The sequence below is a fragment of the Acidithiobacillus sp. TH-A117 genome, from assembly GCF_057473465.1.
The window spans coordinates 30,022-44,732 of record NZ_JBYCKQ010000032.1; the positions used below are offsets into that span (position 1 = coordinate 30,022).

The 14,711-nt window shown below is 56.0% G+C and carries 12 protein-coding genes; 5 read left to right on the forward strand and 7 right to left on the reverse strand.

Going from position 1 to position 14,711, the window contains the following annotated elements:
* Positions 1 to 26 precede the first annotated feature (26 nt).
* Both AC2VLR_RS08030 and AC2VLR_RS08035 read left to right on the forward strand, forming a co-directional pair.
* Positions 27 to 572, forward strand: coding sequence for a winged helix-turn-helix domain-containing protein (locus AC2VLR_RS08030; RefSeq protein ID WP_486881669.1), 546 nt, complete (start codon positions 27 to 29; stop codon positions 570 to 572).
* Positions 569 to 1,084 (forward strand): IS630 family transposase, encoded by a 516-nt coding sequence (locus AC2VLR_RS08035; RefSeq protein ID WP_486881670.1) that lies wholly within the window; start codon positions 569 to 571, stop codon positions 1,082 to 1,084. Before AC2VLR_RS08030 ends, AC2VLR_RS08035 begins: the two co-directional genes overlap by 4 nt.
* Positions 1,085 to 1,126: 42 nt before the next feature.
* Here AC2VLR_RS08035 and AC2VLR_RS08040 read toward each other — a convergent pair whose 3' ends face one another.
* Positions 1,127 to 2,317 (reverse strand): TDT family transporter, encoded by a 1,191-nt coding sequence (locus AC2VLR_RS08040; RefSeq protein ID WP_486881671.1) that lies wholly within the window; start codon positions 2,315 to 2,317, stop codon positions 1,127 to 1,129.
* 121 nt (positions 2,318 to 2,438) lie between these two features.
* Here AC2VLR_RS08040 and AC2VLR_RS08045 point away from each other — a divergent pair, with 121 nt between their 5' ends.
* Together AC2VLR_RS08045 and AC2VLR_RS08050 are read left to right on the forward strand one after the other, a co-directional pair.
* Complete coding sequence (locus AC2VLR_RS08045; protein WP_486881672.1) at positions 2,439 to 2,825, forward strand: LysR family transcriptional regulator; 387 nt, start codon at positions 2,439 to 2,441, stop codon at positions 2,823 to 2,825.
* Positions 2,780 to 3,325 (forward strand): LysR substrate-binding domain-containing protein, encoded by a 546-nt coding sequence (locus AC2VLR_RS08050; RefSeq protein WP_486881679.1) that lies wholly within the window; start codon positions 2,780 to 2,782, stop codon positions 3,323 to 3,325. Before AC2VLR_RS08045 ends, AC2VLR_RS08050 begins: the two co-directional genes overlap by 46 nt.
* A gap of 90 nt (positions 3,326 to 3,415) precedes the next feature.
* On the opposite strand, the gene AC2VLR_RS08055 is transcribed toward AC2VLR_RS08050, so the two are convergent.
* From AC2VLR_RS08055 to AC2VLR_RS08080, 6 genes are all read right to left on the reverse strand, one after another.
* Positions 3,416 to 3,871: a DUF3617 domain-containing protein gene (locus AC2VLR_RS08055; protein WP_486881673.1), complete on the reverse strand. Its 456-nt coding sequence runs from the start codon at positions 3,869 to 3,871 to the stop codon at positions 3,416 to 3,418.
* A gap of 106 nt (positions 3,872 to 3,977) precedes the next feature.
* The gene (locus AC2VLR_RS08060; protein WP_264319166.1) at positions 3,978 to 4,106 is read right to left on the reverse strand and encodes a hypothetical protein; all 129 of its coding nucleotides are present in this window, start codon (positions 4,104 to 4,106) and stop codon (positions 3,978 to 3,980) included.
* 10 nt (positions 4,107 to 4,116) lie between these two features.
* Positions 4,117 to 6,597, reverse strand: coding sequence for a penicillin-binding protein 1A (locus tag AC2VLR_RS08065; RefSeq protein WP_486881674.1), 2,481 nt, complete (start codon positions 6,595 to 6,597; stop codon positions 4,117 to 4,119).
* A gap of 49 nt (positions 6,598 to 6,646) precedes the next feature.
* Positions 6,647 to 7,816 (reverse strand): D-alanyl-D-alanine carboxypeptidase family protein, encoded by a 1,170-nt coding sequence (locus AC2VLR_RS08070; protein WP_486881675.1) that lies wholly within the window; start codon positions 7,814 to 7,816, stop codon positions 6,647 to 6,649.
* Between the two features lie 196 nt (positions 7,817 to 8,012).
* On the reverse strand, positions 8,013 to 9,635 hold the full coding sequence (gene pgi / locus AC2VLR_RS08075) for a glucose-6-phosphate isomerase (RefSeq protein ID WP_486881676.1): 1,623 nt from the start codon (positions 9,633 to 9,635) through the stop codon (positions 8,013 to 8,015).
* 80 nt (positions 9,636 to 9,715) lie between these two features.
* The gene (locus AC2VLR_RS08080) at positions 9,716 to 13,906 is read right to left on the reverse strand and encodes a bifunctional diguanylate cyclase/phosphodiesterase (protein WP_486881677.1); all 4,191 of its coding nucleotides are present in this window, start codon (positions 13,904 to 13,906) and stop codon (positions 9,716 to 9,718) included.
* 357 nt (positions 13,907 to 14,263) lie between these two features.
* On the opposite strand from AC2VLR_RS08080, the gene AC2VLR_RS08085 reads away from it, so the two are divergent.
* A partial coding sequence (locus AC2VLR_RS08085; RefSeq protein WP_486881678.1) for a cytochrome ubiquinol oxidase subunit I occupies positions 14,264 to 14,711 on the forward strand: 448 nt, incomplete at its 3' end.

Consider the following 14,711-nt stretch of genomic DNA (forward strand, 5'->3'; position numbering starts at 1 on the left):
CTTGAGCATGTAAAAATGAGGTGGTTATGGCAAGAGTGGCAAGGGGTGGGGATCGCGTGGAAGCGGCGCGGCAGATGCTGGTCGGCGCAAAAACGCTGGAACAGTTACGACAGGCGCAATCGGTCGTTCTGCCGCTGGATTATGGATTAAGTCTGGAGCAGACAGCGCAGGTCATAGGCCGATCCGTCCACTGGACCAGCCGGATTCGCAATCGTTTTCTCTCGGGAGAGACGGCGGGGGATGGTCAGCGTCAAGCGCGGGGTGGTCGGCGGCGGCAGTTGATGGCCCCGGAAGAAGAGGCGGCGATTTTGGCACCATTTTTAGATCATGCCAGTACGGGGGGCATCCTGGTGGTCGGGCAAGTGAAGGCGCATATAGATGCCCAGTTACCGCGCCCAATGGCCTTATCCTCTGTCTATAATCTCCTGCACCGGCATGGCTGGCGGAAGCTGGCACCCGACAAGCGCCACCCGCAGAGTGATCCACAAGCCCAGGAGGACTGGAAAAAAAACTCCCCGAAACCCTCCAGGAAACGCAAGCCACCTTCCCCGAGCAGCGCCCCGTTATCGTGATGTTTCAGGACGAAGCGCGTTTTGGGCGGATCAGCGATGTGCGGCGCTGTTGGGCCCCCAAACCGATGCGGCCCATTTGTCAGGCCATGCTTACCCATGAGTATACCTATGCTTACGCCGCCGTGGATGTGGTCACGGGACAAATGGATTCCCTGATCTTACCGCAGGTCAACACGTCCTGCATGCAACTGTTTCTCCACGAAGTGGCCAAGCGCCACCCCCAGCACAGCATCATGATGATCATGGATGGAGCCGGCTGGCATTCCAGCCGCACCCTGAAAGTCCCCGACAATATCCGAATCCTGAGTTTGCCGCCCTATGCACCAGAACTGAACCCTGTGGAACACGTCTGGGATGAATTGCGGGAAAAGCATTTCCATAACCGGGTGTTCGATAGTATTGGGGCTTTGGAGGACCACCTGGAAGCCGCTCTGCGCGCTTTCGAAAACGATCCCGACCGCCTGCGTTCCATCGTCTCTTGGCCATGGATAAAAAATGTCCTAATGGTTTAGAAATGGAATTACACAACAGGACGATTCCATTGATCACACGTTTTACTCCCGCAGGGAGTGCATGAGATCGTCGCCGGCGGTATTTTCCGCAGCGTCCACACAAATGGGTTCCGGTAGCCCGGTTTCCACCGACAAGCAGGGGGCACGGAACAGGCGTCCGCTCCACATGCCCACAAAACTGCGCTGGGTGACGATGATCCAGAAGCTGGCCAGAGCGATGGTGAAGAAAGCGCCCAGGGGTAGAAGCACAGGCCAACTGGTTTCCCGGGCCAGCAAATAAGTGGCGGCGTTGAATACGCCCAGGGGAAAGGTAAAACCCCACCAGCCCATATTGAAGGGCAGCCCCTCTCCCAGATAACGCAGGGTAAAAAACACTGCCATCAGCAGCCACCAGAACCCAAACCCCCAGAGAAGCAGAGCGATAAATAGTCCCGCCATGGCTCCAAACTGACTCATGGCGGCCAGGGGGCCTCCGGCAAATACGATTTTATCGGCGCCGCCCAGAGTGATCATGGCCATGGCGCCGGTACCCAGAGGTCCCAATGGAAGCCAGGCGGATACCGCCATATCCTGGTGCGGAAGCTTGTGCAGGGTGAGTCGCAGTAACAGGATAGCGAGTATGCCCATGGCCAGCAGCACCGAAACGGCCCAGAGCAGATAGCTCAGGTAAATGACCGTACTGCCCAGCGCCGGGGCCAGATGCTGGGCCAGCAATCCGCCACTGGCCGCCGTCACCTCGGGTGGGACAATGGGCAGCAACCAGGCGGCAGTCATGCGCTCCACGCTGTGTTCCTGTGCGGTAAACATGAAAAAGGGCACCAGCAGCACGGAAAACAGTGCCATGGCCACATCTATCCACCACAAAATCAGGGTGAACTGCAGGGTGAGGGGCGTGATCGGCCAGATGATGAGCAGGCCATTGATAATGGTCGCAAAGCCCATAGGAATGGCACCAATAAACAGGGATTGTACCGGATGCTGAAAGAGGCGTCGGAAACTGGCCGGATAAAACACCGCCCGCCCCATGAACAACAGGGCAAAGAGCACAAAAAACCCGACATTGATGATCCATAAGCCCTGAGCCAGTACTTTCTGTCCCCACTCCCCATAGGGAAACTCCGCGAGCATGAGCGCCAGAATACCCGTACCCATATTGGCGGCGAACCAGTTGGGAGTGAAATGACGAATGATTTCGCGGGGATCTTTTCCGGGTGCTTCAGCCCATATTTTCATGACGGCGGCTTCCTGCTCAATGAATATGAGGACAGCTTGCACCTGGACAGCTTATGCATCCAATGCTAGTTTTTCATGGGTGAAATAAGCATAGATAATTTTACAATGGGGAAAAGCAGACATGCTGCATCAGCGTATTGACCCGGTTTTACTGCTGGTCTGGGCCCAGGCAGCGCGGCACGGTAATCTCCATGCGGCAGCCGAAAGCCTGTTCATGACCCAACCGGCGGTATCGCATCGTCTTAAAAACTTGCAGGAAATCGTCGGCGAAGCGCTCTATCAACGGACCCGTCACGGCATCACTCCCACGGCCATGGGCATGGCGCTGCTGCGTATTGCCGAACAAATCGAAAACGCCCTGGAAGATGCCCGGACCCTCTGTCAGGACACCGAAAAAATGTTACGCGGTTCCCTGTCCATCTCGCCAGTCACAGCAATGCCGAAAGCCTGCTCCCTCAGGCTATTGCCCGATTTCAGCAACTTTATCCCAGCGTCTCGTTACGCCTGACGGCCACCAACAGTCGCGCTGCCCGGGCCATGCGTGATCAGGCAGACCTGATTTTTGTCGAGGACGATCTGACAGCGCCAGGACATGCCGAGTGGGTCCAGGAAACCTTGCGGGAAACGACCATTGTCCTGCTGGCCCCGGAAAATCCGTACTGGCTGGGATTGGCTGCTGCCGCTCTGCCTCTCCGGGCACTGGCTGCGGAGTCGCTGGTCTGGCGGGAAGAAGGCTCGGGCATTCGTGACCATGCCCTGCAGGCCTTGAAAGAGGCCGGAATATATCCGGAAATCCGTTATGAGCTGAGCGGTTTGGCGGCCATTCGCGATGCGGTGCGCTGCGGCCTGGGCGTAAGTTTTGTTTCGGCGCTGAATGACGGCAGTGGTCAGCGCCCGGGACTGATCACCCTGAATACACAACCGCGCATTCAGCATCGTCTTTCAGTATTATATCGCCGGGAAGCCAGTCACAGCAGCAGGGCTTTTCTGGAACTGCTGCGCCAGTAACCCGTATTAACTCGTATTAAACGGCGATGAGCAGGGGCTTTTTTCGCTCCAACGCCCCTTGCCTGTTGTTCTGGGGCTCATCCCGCTGGCTTATTTCACCTTGCCACAGTAGGCGCTGAGATAAGTACCCTGCATCTGCAAATCCGTGGTCGTTTCGTAATGGGCTTCACTGTGGACCGCTGCCGTAATCACCCAGTGGGCATGGAGATGATGGGGACTGGTCCGGAACCAACCCACCTGGGTGATGGAGGCTCCGGGTGCCTGACAGTGGAAAGTCCATTGGGTTTTTCCATCGGGCAGGAGTTTATGACTGCCGGTGCAGCGATCACTCCCCTGTGGCAGGAAAACGGACTCTGGTTTCTGATGAGCTTTCACGCAAATCTGCGTACTGCGTTCCATGGGCGTACTGACCGGAGGCGAAGAAACTTTGGTGACTCCGGAAACATGCATCACCCAGAGCCCGGGCTGCATGGGCGCATCGGCCGCCACCGCAGAAACAGAAAGCGAACCGGTCAACAATAAAGCGGCAGTCAACATACGGCGCATAATATTTTCCTTTGATAATGGCTGTAATTTCACAACATCCCAGTTAAAGCCGTGGAAATGTAGCACAGATGTTTACACCGGGGTATTTCAGTATTCCTGCTTTCGCTTATGGGGAAATCACCTTCAGGGTCCGCTGATCCGGGCGATCCGGATGCTGTACCAGCCAGTGATGGCTGACTTCAAAAGCCCCCCAGAAACACAGGGCGATAATAATCAGGGCCAGCCACTGCTTCATCGTCAGTCTCCTAGAAAATCTGCATCAACGCATGAATGAAACTCCGGGTTTCTGCACTGACTTTGGGTTTAGGCTTGGGCGGCAGATAACCGGCAAGAAAGTAACCCAAAGGATACTTGTGCCCGGGATCATCCCGGGGGGCGAGATTCCCGGTTTTGGGATTGTAATGCGCTGTCACCACATCAGGCGGCTGGAAGAAACCTGCATCAGGATAAGCCGCCAGCGCCGTATGCATGTAACGAATCCAGATCGGCAAGGCTTCGCGGGCGCCTGCCGCCCAAGTCCCCATGGATTGATTATTGTCGTAACCCACCCAGACGGAAGTGGTGATATTGGGATTAAAACCATTGAACCAGGCATTGTCTTCGTGGTTGGTAGTGCCGGTTTTCCCGGCTAGATCATGACGATGCAAAATCTGCGCAGCCACCCCGGTACCTACCCGGATCACCCGCTCCATCATGCGCGTCATCAAAAAGGCCACTCCGGGGGGAATCACTGTCTGCTTTGCCGGAGGGCGATAACCCAGGGGACAACCCAGCAAGGAAACCGTCGTGCCATGAGCGGTGACGATTTTCCGGATCAAATAGGGATGGGGCAAAAACCCGCCACTGGAAAACACCGCATAACCCCGGGCAATCTGCAGGGGCGTAAAATCTCCCGAACCCAGCACCATGGAAGGCGAAGCGGGAATCTGTTTGGCCGGAATCCCGAAGCGTTCCACGTAGCGCTTGGCGTAGGGAATACCCACATGCATCAACAGCCGCACGCTGGGAACATTATGGGAGTCTGCCAGGTCCTCCCAAACCGGAAAAGGAATATTGGAAAAAGTCCGGCTGTAATTGGTCGGGGCATAAACCTGCCCGTCGCTGAGATGAATCACCAGCGGGGTATCGGCAATCAGCGATACCGGCGTCAGATAATGTTTGCGGCCACTGGCCAGATAAGTCGGCGCATCCATGGCCGATGAGTACACAAATGGCTTGAATCCCGAGCCCGGTTGACGGAAGGCGTACAAGGCCCGGTCAAAATGGCTGAGCTCATAACTGAACCCTCCCGACAGGGCGAGGATAGCACCGCTATGGCTGTCCAGAGACACGAGAGCGCCCTGCACATGGGGTATTTGCGCCAGTTGCCAGCCGCCATGGGGAATAGTGTGCCAGACCTTGGTTCCCCACACCGGGTTACCGGTACCCGAGGTGGCAGCCACCACATAGCGGCGCAGCCAGATCAGATCACCCGGCTGCAGCACCTGGTTGACCGCCGTCGGCGGACTGCCCTTGGGCGCTGAACGTGCCCAGGCCACGTCGCGCAGAGTCAGATGCACCAGATGGCGGCCTTCGAAGGATACCGTCGCCATGGCCGGCGTGGCCTTGACGACGACCCCCCAGTGCAAATTGGCGGGATTATGATGGGGCAACTGGCTGGGACGCTGGCCTTGCAGAGCCGTTTCCATGGCGCTGGCCGACAATTGGGCAATGGGACCATGCCAGGCCTTGGGATCCATACTGTCCAGACCCATGCCGTAATTTTCGAGACCCACGGCAATATCCCGATCCGCTGCACGCTGATCGACGGGATTGATGCTGGTGTACACCCGCAGCCCGGTGCGATAGGTGAAGTCAGCACCAAAATGCTTTTCCAGCCAGTTCCGGATCCAGTCGGTGGCATAAGGCGCAATATTGCTGGCCGGGGCGTGATAATGGGCTTTGATGGGTTCGGCCAGAGCTGCTTGTTCCTGGGCCTTGCTGATGTATCCATAGCGCGCCATGTGCCGTAACACATAATCCCGCCGGGTTTTGGCCGATGCCGGAGAGGCAATGGGATTGAAGTCCGAAGGTGCTGCGGGCAAACCTGCCAGGGTGGCCATTTCGGCAATACTGAGTTGCTGGACGGTTTTACCGTAATAGGTCTCCGCCGCCGCCTCGACGCCGTAAGCGCCCTCACCCAGATAAATCTTGTTGAGATACAGATCCAGAATCTGAGGTCGGTGCAAACGCGCTGCCAGTTTATAGGCCAGAAGAATCTCCGCCACCTTGCGGGTGATGGTTTTTTTGGGGGTCAAATAAAAATTGCGGGCCACCTGTTCGGTAATGGTGCTGGCACCCTGGACTGGTGCCATATGTACCAGATCCACAAAGGCCGCCCGGATAATTCCGGGAAAACTGACCGGATAATACATCGGATTATGACTGTAGAATTTGGAATTCTCCGCCGAAATGAAAGCTTCCTGCAGGGTTTTGGGGATTTGTTGTAGGGGCAGGGCATAACGCAATTGCGGCCCGACTACCTGGAGCAAATGACCATTGTCCGCATAAATGCGCAAAGGTTCCTGGGGATGCCAATTTTCGAGCTGCACAACCGGGGGTAACTCCTGCCAGATTCGCCAGGTCCAGACACCGATGCCCACTACGATATTGAGCGCAACCAGCAGCAGAACCACAAGCGTCCAGAATACCCAGCGGCGCCGGGGAGACTTTCCACGCGTTGCCAAAATCAGCTCCTGGTCCGCTGAACGGCAGACAGCTTGATCTCCAGGCTGCTCATAACCAGGACTCGCCTTCGTGGACCAGACGGGTGAACCATCCTGCCGGTTTTACCGCAGTCTGGGCATGTACAGGAACCGTCTTCAGGAGATGACCATGCCAGGAAATTTGCAGCGTACCCAGATCGGCTCCTGCCGCGAGGGGTGCCTTCAAATCGGGAATAGCGACAAAACGGGTTTGTAACTGGCTTTTCTGCTGCTTAGGTTCAGAAACCTCCACAGGACTTACGGTAATGCCTTTCACCGCCGCCGGACTCCAGTCGCCGTTATGGATCCGGGCCACTATGGTTCCCGCTGAGTAAAGGGAGACATTATGCCAGCCGTTCCAGCCATAATGCAGCAAGGCGCTGGCATCGCTGCCCGCCGCACTGCGGGAAGGCGCCCCCAACACCACCGCCACCAGGGTACGACCGTCCCGGGTGGCACTGACCGCCAGATTCCAGCTGTTTTTTCCGGCCAACCCTACGCCCAGGCCATTCACCCCATTCTGGCCGGCGAGAGGATTATAATTGTACTGGGTAATATGGTTGTAGGTGTAAGACACCTTACCCGCCACCTGCATGACTTGCGGGTAGGTCTGGATCAGGTGCTCGGACAACCGGGCCATATCCAGCGCCGTGCTGCTTTGCCCCGGTTGGGGCAAGCCGTCGGGATTGGTGAAATGAGTATGTTGCAGACCCATGGCAGCGGCATCATGGTTCATCAGATCCACAAAACCACCGACACTGCCCGCCACCGTTTCGGCAATGGCGATGGCCGCATCATTGCCGCCGTCAATCAATAGTCCGTGGGTCAGTTCGGACATGGTCACCGGCAGCCCCGGCTGGATGAACATGCGCGACCCCTGGGCATGCCAGGCATCGTTCGACACATGGACATTTTCATCAGGCTGGACCAAACCCTGCTTTTCCGCCTGATACATCAGGTAGGCGGTCATAAGCTTCACCAGCCCCGAGGGGTTGACGGGTTTTTGATCGTTTTCCGCCATCAGCACCTGACCACTGTTGACGTCCAGCAAAACGGCAGACTGGATACCCGTCAATTGTGGCGCTGGCATGGGCGGCGGCGGCGGCAGGGTGGGCATGGGCGGCAAAGGCGGAACAGCGGCACAAGCGACGCTCCCCCAGGCAAATATGGCCGTAATGGCCAGAATAATAGGCTGTTTCATATGGTTGGGCGGCTCTTCAATCCAGCTGATAATCTTTTATTGGAAAACCACAGCCGGGTAAAAGTTCCCGACCTGCCTCAACGACAAGCAAAACAGAGACCGCCAATCTATTTAGATCCCCCTTTACCGCACTATGACCACGTCCAAGTTTCTCGGAGATCTCGGTGATGGCAAAGAGGGGTTACTACTCCCTGCATCAATGACCGCGCCGCCGCAAATAGCGCTCCAGCAAGGCCGAGGTGGAACCGTCATGGGGATGATGGGTTTTGCCCTGCAGATCAGACACAATGCGCTGCGCCAGCACCTTGCCCAGCTCCACGCCCCACTGATCAAAAGAATCAATGCCCCAAATGACCCCCTGGGTAAATACGCTGTGTTCATATAAGGCCACCAGGGTTCCCAGACTATGGGGACTCAAGGCATCCACCAGCAGAACGCTGCTCGGCCGGTTCCCGGCAAAGGTACGGAAAGGAATCTGGGCCTCGGCCACGCCTTCACTGCGCAGTTCCTCCGCGCTTTTACCAAAAGCCAGGGCTTCCGCCTGGGCAATGAGATTTGCCATGAGCAATTCGTGCTGTTCCGCAGAATCACTGAGAGGATGACAAAACCCGATGAAATCGCAGGGAATCAGGCGGGTGCCTTGATGAATCAATTGATAAAAAGAATGTTGTCCGTCCGTACCGGGCTCACCCCAGATAATAGGCCCGGTATCCACGGCCAGCCATTGCCCCGCCTCATCCACACTTTTGCCGTTGCTTTCCATCTGCAATTGCTGCAAATACGCCGGGAAGCGGGCCAGATCATAGGCATAGGGCAAGATCGCCTGGGTTTGTGCGCCCCAGAAGTTGTTGTACCAGATGGACAGGAGGCCCAGCAGAACCGGCAGGTTTTTCTCCAGCGGGGCGCTCTGAAAATGCAGGTCCATGGCATGGAAACCAGCCAGCATGGCCTGAAAATGCTGCACGCCGACCCCGAGCATGGTGGACAGGCCAATGGCGGAGTCCATGGAATAGCGGCCACCCACCCAGTCCCAGAAACCGAACATATGCTCCGTATCCATACCGAAAGCCCTGACCGCTTCGGCGTTGGTGGAAACTGCCACGAAATGCCGGGCTACCGCCTCCTCGCCGAGAGCATCCACCAGCCATTGCCGGGCGGCATGGGCATTGGTCATGGTTTCCAGAGTCGTAAAGGTTTTCGAGGAAATGATGAACAGGGTTTCCGCCGGGTCCAGATGCGCGGTCACCTCACTGAGGGTGGCACCATCCACATTGGCCACAAAATGCAGCTGCATATGGGGATGCCGATAAGCCCGCAGTGCCTTCCAGGCCATTTCCGGACCCAGGTAGGATCCGCCAATGCCGATGTTCACGATCTGGCGGATGGGTTTTCCGGTGGCCCCTCGCCAGGATTCCGAATGAATGGCCTGGGTGAACTCCGCCATATGATCCAGGACCTGATGCACCTCGGGAACCACATCCACACCATCAACCCGCATAACCGTACCCTTGGGTGCCCGTAAGGCGACATGGAATGCCGCCCTGCCCTCGGTATAGTTGATTTTTTCGCCGGCAAACATGGCGTCCCGGCGCGCCTCCAGGTCACGACTGCGGGCCAGATCCAGGAGCAGGTGCATGCTTTCGCGACGTAGCAGATGCTTGGAATAATCCAGGTAAATCCCGCAGGCTTCTGCCGAAAAATAGGCAGCACGCTGGGGATCTTCCTGAAAAAGCTGACGCAGGGTAACGCCCTCCCAGGTCTGACGATGCGCCTGTAAATGTTGCCAGGCGGGTGAAGCATTGAGCAGGGCTGCCGACATGAGGAAACTCCTTGAGCGAGAAAGGAACAAATCCATGATTCAATTAAAGCTTAGGATAAGGTTGCGCGCCATCGCAAGTTTTAATGTTCCTGCTCCTGCCAGGCATTGCGCAGTAGATGCAGAAAAGTTTCCTGGGCTTTACTCCAGGCTATCCAGTCGGCCTGATCGCGATCTTCTGCCAGTTGTCGGAGCAGACTGCCCAGCTCCCGATGGTATAATTGGTGATGGCGCATCAAACGCTTTTGGTCGTCTAGTTCCAGATTCTGCAAATAGTCATGGATGGGGCATAAACGGGCCTGACTGAGGGTTTCAACCTGCATCAAATGCGGATTTTGCCGGGCCATTTTGAACAGCAGGTTATGACTGGCCATTTGTGCGGCGTAAATTCCCAGCATGGTTGCGGGGTACTTGCGCAGGGGTTGTTTGCGCTGCAACCAGGAGCGCAAACGGATGATAGGCATGGGTCGGGCAATGTGCCGTCCCTGCAGGAGCGGAATATTGAGAGTCATCATGGCATCCATGACGGCTTCGTTTTCAACCCCTTCCACTACCAGTTCCACTTCCAGTCCCTGGGCCAGATCCCGTACCGCCAGCACAAAATGCAAGTCCTCCGGACGGGTGGCCAGTGTTCGCACAAAGCCTTGATCCAGCTTTATTTCATCAACCGGCAGGTCCTTGAGTCGCAATAGGGAGGCATAAGCACTACCCACATCATCCAGCGCCAGACGCACGCCCAGGGCGCGTATCTGGCGCAATAGTTCCAGAGCGGAATTGCGTTCCAGAAAATCGCTGCCCTCCAGAATTTCGAGAATAATGCGGGCCGGATCCAGACCACTATCCAGGATAATCTGGCGAATCTGGCGAATGCAGGGTTTGTTGAGGGATTGCGGATCAATATTGACTGAAACCCATAAGTTCTCACCTACCTCCCCCAGACTTTTGAGATCCTCCAGAGACTGCGCCAGCATCCGCTGGGTCAGATGACACAAATTCCCCCCGCGCAATTGCGGCAGAAAATCCCGGGGAGTCAATATACGGCCATCTTCCGCGCGCAGACGGGCCAGTGACTCCATACCTGCCACCCTGTTTGACCGGGCATCCCAAACCGGTTGGTATAAAACCAGCAACTGGCCGCTGGCGAGAAGCCGCTGCGCCAGCGGCGCCCGCTCCAGGGCCGTACTGGGTTGATGCAGCATCCAACAGGCGTCCCGGTCCTGTTTATGATGCTTGCTTTCGTAAAGGGCCAGATCCGCCTGATGGAGCAATTCTTCGGGGGTCAGCACTTTGTCACCACCAGCATAGATACTGACGCCGATGCTCAATCCGACGCGCACACTTTGACCCGTCTGCAAGTGCATGGGCGAGGTCACTACATTTTCAATTTTGCGCAAAATTTGATAGAGATCGTCCTGGTTCTGGACAGACTCCAGCAGAATCACAAACTCATCACCACCAAAGCGCCCCACCATGTCATTTTTGCGCAGCACTTCAGCCAGACGATGCCCCAAGGTCACCAGTACCTGATCTCCGGCCTCGTGTCCGAATTCATCGTTAATGGGTTTGAAATGATCGAGGTCCAGCATGCATACCGCCAGCACTTCATCCTGCCGCTGATGCCGGGCCATGGCCTGCTCCAGTTGGCTTTCCAGCAGACGACGATTGGCAAGGCCCGTCAAAGGATCATAAAACGCCACTTTCTCCAGCTTTTGCCGGGCCTCTTCAATGGTTTTCTGATATTCGTCCTGGCGCAGGGCCAGACCAATACTGTTGGCCAGCTGCCCATACAGTTGCTGAACAGCCTCGGTAAAATGTTGCGGGTTTTCACTAAAAACGCCCAGAATGGCCATGGGTCGACTGTCGTCCGTAGCGGCGATGACCCAGAGCCTGCTCACCAGTTCGAGCTTCTGGAGGTGGGGATTCATTTGCAGGAAAAGGCTGTTCACCAGAGGGACCGGATAACCCAGGGGATGAATCTGCGCCGGGGGGTGATGAAGAAATTGCCCGATCAGGCTGGCCGCTACCGGCCATTCCAGTGCATTTTGCTGGTCTGTGAAAGACTCTAGGGCGCTGCGCAAGCCTACATGATCGCACTGGATAAAATAATTCCCGATCTGCGCCTTTTCAGGGTCAGGCAAGGTAATATAGGCCGCAAGCACATTGGTTTCCTGTACCAGGGTACGGAGCAAATCCGGAAACATTTGCGTCACTGCTGCCCGATCCAGCAGATCGCGCTGGATTTTCATCACTGCAGACTGATAACGGCGCATGGTGGCATCCTGGGCGGCAAGCAAGGTCAACTGCATTTTTTCTTCAGCCAGTTTTTGCTTCAGAACCAGCTCGTCCAGTCCATGTCCTACCAGGCGCGCCACCTGCTGCAAAACGTCACAAATATCCCTGGAAAACATGTGTGGCTGATCACCAATGACGGCCAGAACCGCCCAGCGCTGTCCATCGTGAGCAATGGGCAGTGCCGCTGCTGCACGCCATCCGTAATCCAGAGCTTCGGCGCGCCAGGACTGGATCAAGGGATCGGACAAATAATCCTGCTGAACCACCAGGCCATTGGCGCGCCAGGCTCTGGCACCCACCGTCTGTCCCTCGGGGACATCTGCGGATACCGGCCAGCGTCGTTGGAGCGCATTGGGCGCACTCCAGCCGGCGTAAGCCAGGGCGTCCATACAGGCATCCACTCCCGGCCGCGCCACCCAGCAGGCAATGAAAATGCCACTATCGATCAGTTGCTGGCAGCTTTTTTGGAGCAGCTCATGCATATCTTCGGCGGCCAGGATCGCTTCTCCAGCGCGCAACAGGGCTTGCTGCAAGATGCGGGTACGTTGTAATGAAAAATGATTGTTTTGACGCTGCAAAAAATCCTGCACATCCTGAGTCACCTGCTGCAGAACCTCGGTCACCCCCTCCGCAAATCCCTCCTCTTCGGCACATTGCAGGACAAGATGACCCGCATGCCCATCGGGCCAGACAAAGTCACGGGCCATACTCGTAGCGGAATCACGGCTGAGATGAACCAGACCGGGGGCTTGCTCCAGCATGCTCTGCAACATTTCCGCCTGAGGACCGGCCACTGCGCGCAGCGCTACGGCGTTGATGCCCTGGCCTTCTTCCATAATCCAAGCTAGAGAAAGGTGTAATTGCCTCTGCAGGGTTTCACAAAACCGCTGAAAAACCTGATCTTCCGACAGATCCAGACTCTCCGAGAACAAGCGGTTCACGGTGCTGGCCGCACGAATGAATCGCTCTCGGGCCAGCAAGTCCTGCTGGCTCTGACGCAAAGCCAGAGTCCGGTCTTCGACGCGCCGCTCCAGCCAGCGGCTGCCCTGACGCAGCTTCTCTTTGTTGCGTGCGGCCTCCGCAATCATGGCAGCGGCAAAAAGGCCGATACTGATCATCCCTATTCCAATAATCTGCAGGACGGTGATGGGGTGCAGGGCCGTAGCCCCTGAGTAAGGCCCGAGGCCACGGGCAGTAGCGGCCATGGCCAGCAGAAACACCAACAGTACCAAGCGATAGACGGCATCGACAGGAAAGCGGGTCAGCGCCCAGAGCATGGGCATGAACAATACAAACAGCAACCCGACAATCCCCAGATATCCGCTATCCTGCTGCCAGAAAAGCCAGGTTGTCGCGACTAGGGCATAAATCGAAAAAAACCAGAAGCTGGATTCTTCGGCAAGCAGGCGTTGCCAGGACCAGGGCTTCTGCCAGGACAATAAATTCGTGCCCAGCAGCAAAACACCAAAACTGACCGCGCAGCTATTACTGAGGAGCAGGGCAGGGGCCAGATGCCACGGTCCTTGGTAAAATATTTGCTGCCAGAACAGTCCCCAGGCACCGGCAAGCACACCATTCAAACCAACGGGAAAGGCCAGAAACAGCAAAAAATCCGTCTTATACGCCAGCGATCGCCAGTCAGGCGCCCAGCGATACAGCAAACGTAACGAAATCCATGCGGCAAGCAGCTCTCCACTCGCAAAACCCAGGGCGTCAAAAGGGCTATACCCCAGTAACCAGTTGTCTAAGAACCCACCCAACCACAGCCCGGGAAACAAGATGCCCCCCCTGCGCATCAGGACAAATACAAACAACCCCGAACTGGCCCATACCGACAGATACCATCCGTTCTGGACATCCGGGATCAGGAAGCGGGCAAACTGGCCGGACAATACCAGGCCGAGCAGCACAGTCAGCTGATCCAGCAGATAGAAGTTGGACTTCTGCCGGGCAGTGACGGAAACCTTTTGCCTTAGCGACATACCTGGCCCTGTTTCAAAGGATATCCTCCGCAATCAAGAACGTATGCCAAATCCAGCAGGCGGATGGGTAGTTTCCTCAACTGTAACAATTCGAGGGCTGAAACGCATTAATTTTGTGAGGATAGAACATCAATTTGGACTATAAAAATTTAAGAAGATACTTTTATACTGGGTTATTTTATGTGATATGGTTCTTTTGAACCACCCTGATATGGTTGTTATGCCCACCAAATCTCCGATCTATATTACAAGATACTGATGCAGTGGGCTTTCATTGCACTCTGACAGATGGCACGGCATTTGCTGTCTTAGCGGGCAGTAGTTACTAATAGCAACAATGCTAAAGGGAGTATCATCATGGTTATCGAAAATTCATTACCGGTGCTCTTGAGCCGACTGGATTTTGCCTGGATCACCTCCATGCACATCCTCTGGACGCCCTTGACCATCGGCATGTCCTGGCTGCTCTTTTTTATGGAGCTCGCATGGTTGAAAAGCGGAGATGAACGCTGGTACAAGCTCAACCGCTTTTTTGAAAAAATCTTTATCATCAATTTCGGGGCAGGTGTGGCTACCGGCGTCACCATGGAAATGGCCTTCGGCATCCTTTATGGCCCTTTCTCCCAGGCCGTAGGTCCCTTCTTCGGCAACATCCTCGGCTTTGAAACCATTACCGCCTTCATGTATGAAGCCGGCTTCATCGGCTTAATGGTCTTCGGCTGGGGCAAAATCAGTAAAGGCATGCATCTGTTTGCCACCTTCAACGTCGGCCTGTCTTCCAGTCTTTCGGCCATGTGGATTCTGG